This is a genomic window from Turicibacter sp. GALT-G1, from assembly GCF_025594995.1.
GTDB classification, from domain to species: domain Bacteria; phylum Bacillota_I; class Bacilli_A; order MOL361; family Turicibacteraceae; genus Turicibacter; species Turicibacter bilis.
This window is the reverse complement of the sequence record NZ_JAMQUS010000027.1, coordinates 45,489-59,392: the sequence shown is the minus strand read 5'-3', so window position 1 is coordinate 59,392 and position 13,904 is coordinate 45,489. Positions and strand designations below refer to the sequence as shown.

General features: G+C 33.9%; 8 protein-coding genes. All 8 read left to right on the top strand.

What is annotated here, in order from left to right:
• Positions 1–135 precede the first annotated feature (135 nt).
• Positions 136–501, top strand: a complete 366-nt coding sequence (locus NEH74_RS05640) for a hypothetical protein (RefSeq protein WP_055241288.1) — start codon at positions 136–138, stop codon at positions 499–501.
• Between the two features lie 70 nt (positions 502–571).
• On the top strand, positions 572–1,231 hold the full coding sequence (locus NEH74_RS05635) for a B3/4 domain-containing protein (protein WP_055275992.1): 660 nt from the start codon (positions 572–574) through the stop codon (positions 1,229–1,231).
• A gap of 103 nt (positions 1,232–1,334) precedes the next feature.
• Entirely contained in the window at positions 1,335–2,987 is a 1,653-nt protein-coding gene (locus NEH74_RS05630; RefSeq protein ID WP_055241284.1) for a glutamine--tRNA ligase/YqeY domain fusion protein, read from the top strand.
• A 609-nt stretch (positions 2,988–3,596) separates the two neighbouring features.
• On the top strand, positions 3,597–5,816 hold the full coding sequence (gene pcrA, locus NEH74_RS05625) for a DNA helicase PcrA (RefSeq protein ID WP_055304818.1): 2,220 nt from the start codon (positions 3,597–3,599) through the stop codon (positions 5,814–5,816).
• A gap of 30 nt (positions 5,817–5,846) precedes the next feature.
• The gene (ligA, locus tag NEH74_RS05620) at positions 5,847–7,835 is read left to right on the top strand and encodes an NAD-dependent DNA ligase LigA (protein ID WP_212724420.1); all 1,989 of its coding nucleotides are present in this window, start codon (positions 5,847–5,849) and stop codon (positions 7,833–7,835) included.
• Positions 7,836–7,845: 10 nt separating this feature from the next.
• Complete coding sequence (locus NEH74_RS05615; RefSeq protein WP_055304822.1) at positions 7,846–9,033, top strand: CamS family sex pheromone protein; 1,188 nt, start codon at positions 7,846–7,848, stop codon at positions 9,031–9,033.
• Between the two features lie 24 nt (positions 9,034–9,057).
• Entirely contained in the window at positions 9,058–10,938 is a 1,881-nt protein-coding gene (locus tag NEH74_RS05610; RefSeq protein ID WP_262941170.1) for a sensor histidine kinase, read from the top strand.
• Positions 10,939–10,963: 25 nt separating this feature from the next.
• A complete protein-coding gene (gene uvrA / locus NEH74_RS05605) occupies positions 10,964–13,798 on the top strand; it encodes an excinuclease ABC subunit UvrA (protein ID WP_055304826.1) in 2,835 nt (944 codons plus the stop codon).
• The last annotated feature ends 106 nt before the right edge of the window (positions 13,799–13,904 follow it).

The following is a 13,904-nucleotide window of genomic DNA, read 5'->3' as shown; positions in this document are numbered from 1 at the left end:
TTATGAGGATAGGCTATATCTTTACCATTCAAAAGCTTTAACGATAGAAGATTTAGAACACTTTATAGTGAAAGAATAAAAACTCAAAAAATGGTCAATGCTATTAGTAACTGTTAGTTGTCTGAGGTGATCAAAGTGGTTGTTAATTTATTCTTATTGCTATCGATATCCATTCTCTTATTATTTTTTATTAATCAACTACGTATCACTCAGATTTCACCAGAGCATCTATTTTCTTGGCTGAAGTGGTATGGACTATGTTTGATTGTTTATTATGTTTTATCTTCGAATCAATATTATTTTGAGCGAATGAATTATTTATTAGTAGATGTCGTGAACTTAAGCGTTCTAATTATCATTTCTTTTGGCATGATGATTTATGTTCATCAATACTGTATTGATAAAGAGAGAGAAAATAAATTAAAAGAATTGGCTATTGCTTACGCACTGTTGAAGAAGGAAGAACAGGATCGAGAAGCTGAATCTTTTAAAAAAGAATAAAAAGATAGTTTTAAACTATCTTTTTTAAATTGTATAATGGTAATTAAAGTTACATTATCGGAGGTTTTTTATGAAGAAGATTACACTTGATAAACAATTAAAGGAGAAAGTTCCTGGTTACTGTTTAGCCATCATGTCTTTTGATACAGAAGTGACACCAACACAGGAGTCATTAAAACAAGAGATGGAACAGCTAGAAAAAGAGATGATGGAACAATTAACGCTAGAGACGCTGTTAAAACAACCACGTATTGCGGCAGCTCGTGCCGGATATAAAGCATTAGGGAAGGATCCGTCACGTTATCGTCTATCAACAGAAGCTTTACTTCGTCGTTTAATTAAAGGTAATGGGCTTTACTTTGTTAATAATGCTGTGGATATTGGAAATGTTTTATCAGCTCGAACGCAACGTAGTGTGGCTGTATTAGATGAAGATAAGATTCAAGGAGATATTTTGATTCGTATTGGCCAGGATGAACCTTATGAAGGAATTGGTCGTGGAAATATTAATATTGAAAATATCCCAGTGTATTGTGACGAAGTAGGTCCATTTGGAACACCGACATCCGATACACCTCGAACTCGTATTACAGAAGAGACGAAAACTATTTTATTATTCATTACATCATTTAATGGGACGGATGGTTTATTACAGGATGTGGAATTAGCTAAAGACTTATTCTCAAGATTTGGTCAAATGACGAATTTTTCACTGGAAATAGTGGAATAATGTTACTATGTATTCTAGACTTGTGATATAATCTAAAAATAGATTTTTATATATTAAAGGCGCAATATTTGCATTAGTTTTGAATTTTAGCGAGGTGTTTTTTATGGAAATGGTCAATGAAAATTCAAACTTCATTAAGACGATTATGAAAGAAGACTTAGAGAGTGGTAAGCACAAAGAAATTATTACACGCTTCCCTCCAGAACCAAATGGTTATTTACATATTGGTCACGCGAAAGCCATTTTAACAAACTATTTATTAGCTAAAGAGTTCGGTGGAAAAATGAACCTTCGCTTTGACGATACGAATCCCGTTAAGGAAGATGAAGAATTTGTTCAAGGGATTATCAATGATATTAAATGGTTAGGTGTTGAATATAACGAATTATTATTCGCATCTGATACATTCGAGAAAATGTATGAGCATGCTGTTGAATTAATCAAAAAAGGTAAGGCATATGTTGATGATCAAACACCTGAGGAAATGCGTGAAAACCGCGGGACATTAACTCAACCTGGTGTTGAATCACCTTATCGTAATCGCTCTGTTGAAGAAAACTTAGAGTTATTCGAAAACATGCGTAAAGGTGTTTACAAAGATGGAGAAAAAGTATTACGTGCTAAAATCGATATGGCTTCTCCTAATATGAACTTACGTGACCCTGCATTATATCGTATTTTACATACAACTCACCATAATACAGGTGATAAATGGTGTATCTATCCAATGTACGACTATGCTCATCCATTAGAAGATGCATTTGAAGGAATTACTCACTCATTATGTTCATTAGAGTACGAAGATCACCGTCCACTATATGATTGGGTAATTGAAAACTGTGAAACAGAAGCAAAACCTCGCCAAATTGAATTCGCTCGCTTAAACATGAAGAATACAATCATGTCGAAACGTTATTTAAAACAATTAGTGGATGAAGGTGTTGTTGATGGATGGGATGACCCACGTATGCCAACGGTAGCGGGATTACGCCGTCGTGGTTATACACCAGAAGCAATTACAAACTTTATCCAAGAAGTTGGATTATCAAAAGCTGTAAGTACAGTTGATCCACAAATGTTAGAACACTTCATTCGTGAAGATTTAAAATTAAAAGCTCCTCGTACAATGGCTGTTTTACGTCCATTAAAAGTTGTTATTACTAACTATCCAGAAGGACAAGTTGAATATTTAGATGCTGAAATCAATCCAGAAGTGCCAGAAATGGGAACTCGTCAAATCCCGTTCTCTCGTGAAATCTATATTGAGCAAGAAGATTTCATGGAAAATCCAGTTCCGAAATACTTCCGCTTATTCCCTGGAAACGAAGTTCGTTTAAAACATGCTTACTTCATTAAATGTACTGATGTCATTAAAGATGAAGAAGGAAATATCGTTGAAATTCATGCAACATATGATCCAGAAACGAAATCAGGATCAGGATTTACAGGACGTAAAGTAAAAGGAACGATTCACTGGGTAGATGCAACACATAATATTCCAGCTGATTTCCATTTATATGAACCGTTATTAATTGAAAATGAAGAAACTGAAGGATTACCATTCTTAGAGCGTATCAATAAAAACTCTGAAGAAGTTGTTCAAGGATTCGTAGAAGAAAATATGAAAGATGTTCAAGCACATGACAAATTCCAATTCTTCCGTCACGGATACTTTAATGTTGATCCAAAGCGTACAAAAGATGGTAAGTTATCATTTAATCGTATTGTTTCATTAAAATCAAGCTTCCGTATCTAATTGATATAACTGCGTATATAACTAAAACTCGTAGATTAATGTGTTATATTAATCTGCGAGTTTTTTATGTTAAGAAGTAAATTAAGTTTTTTTGTAGTATTTTGATGAAGAAAAAGTAAAGTGCAAAAATTGCATAAGCTTACTTTATTTTTGCTAGACTAATAAATATGTCTGTTTTATGATAATATTCTCAAAAAATGGCTGATAACAAACGAATGTTTGTTTAATTTAGGCTATAAAATTGCTATAATAAAACAGATTGTATTTATCATTAGTAAAATTAAAAATGAGATAGATAAGTCTCAGTAAATTTTATGTATCACAAAATTTTTAGGGCCTAGCAGTTGAGGATTAATGCTTCGAATGGCAGGGACCCACTGAGATTATAGGATGCCTTGAATGGCATGAGCTTTAAACATTTAGTTTGCAACAGTGAATGTAGAAAACATTTCTGTATATAAGTCCAGATGAGTTTTTTATAGTGTAAAAACTTTTATCTGGACTATAGTCTGCTTTAATATCAGAGCGGTTAATGAATTAAGATAGATACAAAATTGTAAAATATATTTCTGTATCTATATAGATGAAATTTTTTATAGAGGTGAGATGATGAGTCAATTATTAGATAAAATGAATCCCCAACAAAAGGAGGCTATTCTAACCACTGAAGGTCCATTATTAGTAATGGCGGGGGCAGGTTCAGGGAAGACACGTGTATTAACCCATCGTATTGCATATTTAATGTCTGAAAAGCAAGTATCGCCGTATAATATTCTTGCAATTACGTTTACAAATAAAGCTGCTCGCGAAATGAAAGAGCGTGTTGAAAAGTTAATTGGTGAGCGTGGAAAAGATGTTTGGATTTCAACGTTTCACTCAATGTGTGTTCGTATTTTAAGACGTGATATTGATTTAATTGGTTATGATTTGAATTTCGGTATTTTAGATGATGCCGATCAATTAAGTGTTATTAAGACAGTGATGGAAGACTTAAATTTAGATCCAAAACGCCAATCACCAAAATATTTTTTATCGCAAATTAGTAATGCTAAAAATGAACTGAAGACACCAAGTGATTTAAATAAAGAGTTTGAAAATGAAGATGTGATTCGTGTTTATGAAAAATATCAGCAAACATTATTTAAAAATAATCGTGTTGATTTTGATGACTTATTAATGCTAACAGTTCATTTATTTGAAAAACATCCTGAAGTTTTATCATTCTATCAAAATAAGTTCCAATATATTCACATCGATGAGTATCAAGATACGAACCATGCTCAGTATAAGATTGTTACATTATTAGCTGAGAAGTTCCGTAATATTTGTGTCGTTGGTGACTCGGATCAGTCTATTTATAGTTGGCGTGGAGCGAATATTGAAAATATTTTATCATTTGAAAGTGATTATCCAGATGCATCAGTTGTGTTATTAGAACAAAACTATCGTTCAAAACAAATGATTCTAAATGCTGCAAATGATGTGATTAAAAATAATAGTGGCCGTCGTGATAAGCAGTTATGGTCTGATCGTGGAGAAGGCGAAGCCATTGAATATCATCGTGCCTCTGATGGAGATGTTGAAGCAAATTATATTGCAGATAAGATTGCATATATGCGACGTGATGCTTGTGATTATCATGATTTTGCTGTTTTGTATCGTACGAATTCTCAATCACGTGCGATTGAGCAGGCATTGCTCCGTCAAAATATTCCATATCGATTAGTTGGTGGACAGAGTTACTTTAAGCGTAAAGAGATTAAAGATTTAATGGCGTATTTACGTTTAATTTGTAATCCAGATGATGATTTATCGTTTGTTCGTGTCGTTAATGAACCAAAGCGTGGAATTGGAGCAGCCTCAATTGATAAATTATCACATTTTGCAGCGGAGTCAGAGTTATCACTGATGTCATCTATTCAAGATGCAACGGGTGTAGTTGCTAAAGCAACGTTAAATAAATTAATGGATTTCAAAACAATGATTTATATGCTTCGTGCACAAATTGAGGATCATTCGTTAGCAAGTTTTATTGATTTAGTGTTAAGTCAAACAGGATATTTAGAAATGTTAGAGAATGAAAATACGATTGAAGCAGACAGTCGAATTGATAACTTAGGTGAGTTTAAATCAATGGCTACGCAATTTGAAGATGTTGATTTAGATGAAATTTTAGCAGAAGAAGAAAGTGAAGAACGTGCAGATGATCTTCCGACGATGACCAAGTTAATTATTTTATTAAATGATTTAATGTTACAAACTGATACAGAAACTGAAGAAGAAGCCAATGAATCAAAAGTCACACTTATGACTATTCATGCGGCTAAAGGGTTAGAGTTCCCAGTTGTCTTTATTTGTGGATTTGAAGATGGAATCTTCCCACTTCGTTCAGCGATTGAACAAGGAGCGGATGATTTAGAAGAAGAACGTCGTTTAGCATATGTTGCGATTACTCGTGCAGAAGATCTTTTATTCATTACAAATGCACAAAGTCGCTATCAATACGGAATGCGTTCAGCCAATCCTGAGTCCATGTTCATTCGTGAAATTTCAGAAACTTATTTAAATAAGACAGGAATTGAATCACGTCCACGTCCTTCATTTACTTTAAAAGAAGCGATGGAATCAAAAGCACCAAAACGTCAGATTAAAACAGTTAGTTTAAATTCAGGATCGTCTTGGAATAGTGGAGATAAGGTCGAGCATGACACATTTGGTGAAGGTGTCGTCGTTGGAGTGAAAGGTGAAGTGATTTCAATTGCCTTTAGTGCTCCACATGGAATTAAGAAGTTAATGGGATCACATCCAGCATTAAAGAAACGTTCATAATGAAATGAGTGGTAAAAGGAGGATGTCGTTATGTCTAAACAACGTGTCGAAGAATTAACGAAGTTGTTAAATCAATACAATAAAGAATACTATGTGCTTGATAAGCCAAGCGTAAGTGATCGTGAGTATGATCGATTAATGCAAGAGTTAATAGAATTGGAAGCACAATATCCAGAATTAAAATCATCAACTTCTCCAACTGTTCGTGTTGGAGGAGCGATATTAGAAGGATTTAATAAAGTTCAACACGAAAAACCGATGCTTTCATTAGGGAATGCGTTTAATGAAGGTGATTTACGTGATTTTGATGCACGTATTCGAAAAGTATCACCTAATATTTCTTATGTATGTGAATTAAAAATTGATGGATTAGCTGTTACGTTACACTATCGTGATGGACAGTTTGTTAAAGGAGCAACGCGAGGAGATGGAGTGGTAGGAGAAGATATCTCTGAAAACTTAAAAACAATTCAAACGATTCCTCTACATATTCCATATAAAGATCCTCTAGAGGTACGTGGGGAAGTTTATATGTCAAAGGCAACACTTGATAAGTTAAATAAACAACGTGCTGAAAAAGGAGAAGAATTATTTGCGAATCCTCGTAATGCGGCAGCGGGATCATTACGTCAATTAGACTCTCGTATTGCAGCAAAACGTGAATTAGCGATGTTTTGCTATGCTGTCCCGAGTGCTGAAGAGTTAGGGTGTCAGACGCATGATGAGAGCTTACAAAAGATTGAAGAGTTAGGGTTTAATGTGAATCCTAACCGTGAAGTTTGTGACTCAATTGATGGCGTATTAGCTTATATTGAAAAGTGGTCAACTAATCGCTTTGATTTACCGTACGAAATTGATGGTATTGTGATTAAAGTCAATCAATTAAATGAACAACAAAAGTTAGGATCAACAGTGAAAAGTCCACGTTGGGCGATTGCGTATAAATTCCCAGCAGAAGAAGTGGAGACTATTCTGAAAGATATTATTTTTACTGTTGGTCGTACAGGAATGGTAACGCCTAATGCAGTATTAGAACCTGTTCGTGTTGCTGGAACACGTGTCAGTCGTGCGACGTTACATAATGAGGACTATGTTAAGGAGCGCGATATTCGTATTAATGACCGTGTCATTATTCGGAAAGCAGGAGAAATTATACCAGAGGTTGTTAAACCGGTTATTGATGCGCGTCATGGAGATGAAGCACCATTTGAAATGATTCAAGACTGTCCGCGTTGTGGTAGTGAGCTGATTCGTGAAGCAGGAGAGGCGGATTACTACTGTTTAAATATTGATTGTCCTGCACGTATTGTTGAGAGTTTATGTCATTTTGTTTCTCGTGATGCTATGAATATTGATGGTTTAGGTGTGAAAGTGGTTGAACAACTATATGATAACCAGTTAATTGAAAATGTAGCTGACATTTATAAATTACAAAAAGAACAACTATTACCTCTTGAACGTATGGGAGAGAAGAAGGTAACGAATTTATTAACTGCTATTGAAAATAGTAAACAGAATAGTTTAGAAAGATTATTATTTGGTTTAGGTGTTCGTCATGTTGGAAGTAAGACGGCAAAAGTATTAGCTGCTCATTTTGAAACGATTGATGCTTTAATGCAGGCAACGTTTGATGACTTCAAAGGAATTGCTGAAATTGGAGATGTAATTGCTAATAGTATTGTTCACTATTTCACGCAGGACGCTAATGTTCAATTAATTAATGAATTAAAAGCGTTAGGATTGAATATGAGTTATACAGGTGTTAAAGTTTCTACTGCTAATGAAGCAAATGAATTTTATGGAAAAACAGTTGTTTTAACAGGAACGTTAGCAACACTATCTCGTAAAGAAGCGGGTGTGAAATTAGAGGCTTTAGGTGCTAAAGTTTCAGGAAGTGTGAGTGCTAAAACGGATTTCTTAGTTGCTGGAGAAAAGAGTGGATCAAAACTTAAAAAAGCACAAGAACTTGGTGTGACAGTGATTGATGAAGAAATGATGTTAAAAATGCTTGGTGAATAGGAGGGTTTCAATGAAGCGTATTTATGTGTTGATGGTTAGCTTTCTATGCAGTTTAGTGGTGTTAATAGGGTGTTCTGCTCCTCCTGTACCACCTGTTCAAGAAAATATGACTGAAGAAGAAATGTTAACAAAGCAGTTGTTATCAAATGAAGCAACAAGTGAGTATTATCGTACGATGCTTCCTTATAAGACGAGTCCAACGCGTGGATTAGTTTATTCAAGATATTCAAAAATGAAGAACCGTTATGATATTGACACGTTTGATTTAGCGTTAATGCGTGAATCTCAATCTTATTTTGATCCAAAAGAGGTTTACTTCCAAGAAGGGCAAATTTTAACGAAGCCAATTGTTCAACAGCTATTGGCAAAGAAGATGACAGCTGTTGAGTTAGAAAAAGAATTGGAATTAGATCCAGACTATGTGGATATTGGTTTAAATCCAGCTAACGATGAAATCATTAATATCGACGGGATAGATGTTAATCCAGTCTATCTAGCTTATTTATTAGAACAAAACTATGTGGTTCAAAGTGAAGATGAGACAGTTCTAGAAGGGGTAACGATAGGGTTGGCATTGAATCCATATCAAACATGGAAAAATGAGTTGGAATATGATCAAACGATTGTCTTGGATGAGAATACATTAATTGAAAAGGGAAAAGAGATTGCTCAACGTGTGATTGATATTTTAAGAACACAAGAGCAATTTGAAACCGTTCCAATTATGATTGGATTATATATTGTGCAAGAAGAAAGTGCCGTGACTCCAGGACATATGGTAGCCAAAACATTGGTTGGGGAAAAAAATTCACAAATTAAGAATTGGGAAAAAGTTAATGAGAAGTATTATTTATTGCCAGATAACAATACATTAGCTTTTGATTCAAATTTATCAAACCAATTTAGTGCCTTTAAGCAAGTGATTAAAGAATATTATCCACATTATTATGGAATTATCGGGATTGCTCATTTTATGGATGATAAGTTAACAAATTTAGAAATTACGGTAAATATCGATTTTTATGGGTTAGCTGAAAAGCTATCTTTCCACCAATTGTTAGCACAGTTAATTCCAGAATCATTTTCACCTGAATATAATATTGATGTTGTTATTCGTTCAAGTGAAGAAATTTATGGTGTTTTAAAGCGTCCAGCTAATGAAAGAGAAGTTACTTTGAAATTAACAAGTTGGGAATAGGAAGTTATACGGGAAGAGGATGAAATGAAAAGATTATTTTGGCGTTTAACCATGATGTTTTGGACTATATTTTGTGTTGTAATACTCTCGTTTGCTTTAACTTTTTATTTGAATTATGAAAAGAATTATTCTCAACGACTTTTTGAGATTGATCAAGATGTAAATCGTATTGGAATGGAAATGGATGCTAATACTAGAGAATATATCCGATTAGTAAAATCTGAAGAGTATAAATTATTAAAGATTCTTAAAGAAAACTTACAGTTGATTGAATCATTAAATAATGATGATATTGAACGTTTAATTGATGAGTTTGTACCTGGTGGTTCAATGCCGCCACAAGAAGATAGAGCCTTCTATCTTGCATACTTAAAAACAATAGACATCATCAATGATACCTTGGATCAAACTAAGAAACTTTATCGAGAAGATTATAAGATTATCGATTTTAAATTTATTCCATTCTATTGTCATGAATGTAACAGGGAGAGGTTACAGCAAAAATTAAACACATTAGATATAGTTAAGATGGACGAAAATTTATATCTTGTAAATGAGGAAGATCGTCAAAATACTACTTGGTCAGTCTATCAACTAGTACAATACAACGATCAAATATTAGGATATATTCGTTTTTCTTACGAGACTTTAACATCAGAACAATTCGTTTCTCAAGAAGAGCGTTTTACTCGAAGTTTGTACTATATAGGTAATCATTTATATAATGAAAATAATCTCCCTTTTGAGATTCAGCAAAAGTTAGAGAGTGCAGATTTTGAGCAAGCTTCTCAAATTTTGAAAGATGAAGGATATTATATTAATCGGTATATTTCTGAGAATAATAATGTAAAAATGATTCACTATCAACTGAATCGCTCTTTAACTGGGTCAGTCCTTGAAGAGACGATTAGTTTATTTGAATTTAGTACCATTCTATTGATTTTTTTATTTTTACTTGTTTCTTATATCTTATTTGTGGTCATTATTAGACCTTGTTATTTGTTGATTGAGTATGTAAAACGTTGTGGAGAAGGAGATTACACTGTACCACGTAATCTAAGTTCAATTTGGAAACCTTCATTTTTGATGGTGCGAAATGCTTATTTAGAAAATGAGCGGTTATTAAATGTAAAAGATAAACAGAGCCAAGAATTAGAATTTGCTTGGAAGCGTGCACTTGTAGCAAGCCAGGCTAAAACTCTCTTTTTAGCTAAGGTTTCACATGAGTTAAAGACACCATTAAACGCAATAAAAGGATACATTCAACTTTTAAAGCTAAGTATTGATCAACCTAAACAAAGAAAGCAATTAGAGATTATTGAATACTCGAGTGATTTATTGTTAAGGCATGTTAATGAGTTATTAGATTTCTCAATGATTGAAGATGGGAAAGTTAAATTAGGTATTGAGAAGATTGATATTTTCCAAACTGCTGATAAAGTTGAAGAGTTATTTCTTGTTGAAGCGGCCAATAAAGGGATTGATTTTAATCTTATTGTAGATGAAAAAATTCCTCATGAATTATATGGTGATGAGGGTCGTATTAAGCAGATTATTATTAATCTAGTTTCAAATGCGATTAAATTTACTGAAAGTGGAGAAATTAGAGTTATCTTTGAATTAGATTATCAAAACGAAACAGATGCTTATTTAAGTATTAAAGTTCAAGATACAGGTAAGGGGATTGCATCCCATAAGTTAGAATCTATTTTTGAGGCATTTACGCAGGAAAATAATACGATTTCAAGACGTTTTGGAGGAACAGGATTAGGGCTTAGTATTTCTAAACGTTTAGCTGAAGCAATGGGTGGGAGATTAACAGTAGAAAGTGTAGTCGATGTCGGATCGACATTTACATTATTTTTACCATTTTCAAAATATTTAGCTGAAGAAGATGAATCTTAACTCAGAAGTCATGAGGTGAATTAAAATGAACGATAAAATTATCGTGAAAGGTGCAAGAGAACAGAACTTGAAAAATATTGATGTTGAAATTCCACGAAATCAATTAGTTGTTTTGACAGGATTATCAGGTTCAGGGAAGTCATCACTTGCTTTTGAAACAATTTATGCGGAAGGGCAACGACGTTATGTAGAAAGTTTATCAGCCTATGCCCGTCAGTTTTTAGGGAATATGGAGAAACCAGATGTCGACTCGATTGAAGGATTATCTCCAGCCATTTCAATTGATCAAAAAACAACTAATCGTAATCCACGTTCAACGGTTGGAACTGTAACTGAAATTTACGATTACTTACGTTTATTATTTGCTCGAATAGGGAAGCCTGTGTGTCCTGTACATGGGGTTGAAATTCAGGCACAATCAGTTGAACAGATGGTTGATCGCTTGTATCAATATCCTGAGCGTACACGTATGCAAATTTTAGCTCCAATGATTGTTGGAAAAAAAGGAACACATGCCAAAGTATTTGAGCAGTTAAAGAAAGATGGATATGTACGTGTTCGAGTCGATGGTGAGATGCTCGATCTAGATGAGGAAATAAATTTAAATAAGAACAAAAAGCATACGATTGAAGTAATCGTTGACCGTATTGCATTAAAACCAGATGCAAGTGCAAGGATAGCTGATTCACTTGAAACAGCTTTAAAACTTGGAAGTGGAAAAGTACTGGTTGATGTAATTGGTGAAGAAGAGTTAATCTTTAGTGAACATTTTTCTTGTCCATATTGCGATTTCTCAGTTGGAGAGTTAGAGCCACGTATGTTTTCATTTAATTCACCATTTGGGGCTTGTTCTGAATGTGGTGGATTAGGTGTCCAAAAGAAAATTGATGTTGACTTATTAATTCCCGATCCAAAGCTATCAATTGCACAGGGTGCTATTCGTGGATGGGAAAAAGAAGAGAATTATAGTCGAAAATTATTAGATACTGTTTGTCGACATTATAGTATTGATTTAGATAAACCATTCGAGCAATTAACAGATAAAGAGAAGAATATTATCTTATATGGAACAAATGAACCTATTCATTTTCAGCTACAGTCTGAAAGTGGAATTAAACAAGAAAAAGTCGATACGTATGAAGGGGTTATTAACAACTTAGAGAGACGTTATATGGAGACAAGCTCTTCATTTATGCGTGAATGGATTGAAGGATTTATGTCCGATTTAACATGTAACAAATGTCATGGAAAACGTCTTTCGGAGCAAGCTTTATCTGTTTTAATTGATGGAAAGAATATTAATGATTTTACTGATTTATCTATTCAAGAAGCATTAGATTTTATTGAAAACTTAAATTTAAGTGAAAAAGATAAAGTAATTGCAAATTTAATCTTGAAGGAAATTAAAGAGCGTCTAAGTTTTTTAGTTAATGTAGGGTTAGATTACTTAACCTTAAATCGTTCGGCAGGTTCGCTTTCAGGTGGAGAAGCACAGCGTATCCGATTGGCTACTCAAATTGGGTCACGTTTATCAGGTGTCTTGTATGTTTTAGATGAACCTTCAATTGGATTACATCAACGTGATAATGACCGCTTAATTGAAACACTTAAATCAATGCGAGATTTAGGAAATACATTGATTGTTGTGGAGCATGATGAGGATACGATGATGGCTTGCGATTATTTAATTGATATTGGCCCAGGTGCTGGTATACATGGTGGTCAAATTGTGGCACAAGGAACACCAGAAGAAGTGATGCAAAATGAAAAATCGATTACTGGTCAATATTTAAGTGGAAAGAAACAAATCTACTTACCAAAAGAACGACGAAAAGGAAATGGTAACTTTATTGAAATTAAGGGAGCTAAAGAAAATAATTTAAAAAATGTGAATTTATCTATTCCAATGGGTGTGATGAATGTTGTAACTGGAGTTTCAGGTTCGGGGAAATCAACGTTGATTAATGATATTTTATATCGTTCAATTGCTTCGAAACTTTATCGTACAAAAGAGAAGCCAGGACAACATAAAGAGTTAAAAGGAATGGAGTATATTGAGAAAATTATCGATATTGACCAATCACCAATTGGTCGTACACCGCGTTCAAATCCTGCCACATATACTGGTGTGTTTGATGATATTCGAGATTTATTTGCTTCAACAAATGAAGCGAAGGTTCGTGGGTATCAAAAAGGTCGCTTTTCGTTTAATGTTAAAGGTGGACGTTGTGAGTCTTGTCGAGGAGATGGGGTGTTAAAGATTGAAATGCACTTCTTACCGGATGTCTATGTTCCGTGCGAAGTTTGTCATGGAAAGCGATATAATCGCGAAACATTAATGGTGACATATCGTGGTAAAAATATTGCGGATGTTTTAGACATGACCGTGGAAGATGCTTATGAATTCTTTGAACATCACCCTAAAATTGCACGTAAATTAAAAACATTATGTGATGTAGGGCTTGGGTATTTAAAATTAGGTCAACCAGCGTCAACGCTATCTGGAGGAGAGGCACAGCGTGTTAAATTAGCTTCAGAATTACATCGACGTATTACGGATAAAACTGTTTATATTTTAGATGAGCCGACGACTGGTTTACATATCGAAGATGTTAAACGATTGTTAAAAGTTCTAAATCGTATGGTTGAAGAAGGAGCAACAATCATCATTATTGAGCATAATTTAGATGTGATTAAAATGGCAGATTATATTATTGATTTAGGACCTGAAGGTGGAACACGCGGAGGAACAATTGTTGCGAAGGGAACACCTGAGGAAGTTGCTAATGTAGAAGGTTCTTATACAGGAAAGTATTTAAATAAAATTTTAACTCGCGATCGAAAGCGTCAGATGAACTAATAAAAACCCTATCTATTTAATAGATAGGGTTTTTATTAGTTTATAGAAATACTCAATTACTAGATAGGGGTAGTCATTTTTTATATTGTAACAAATGTTACTGCTT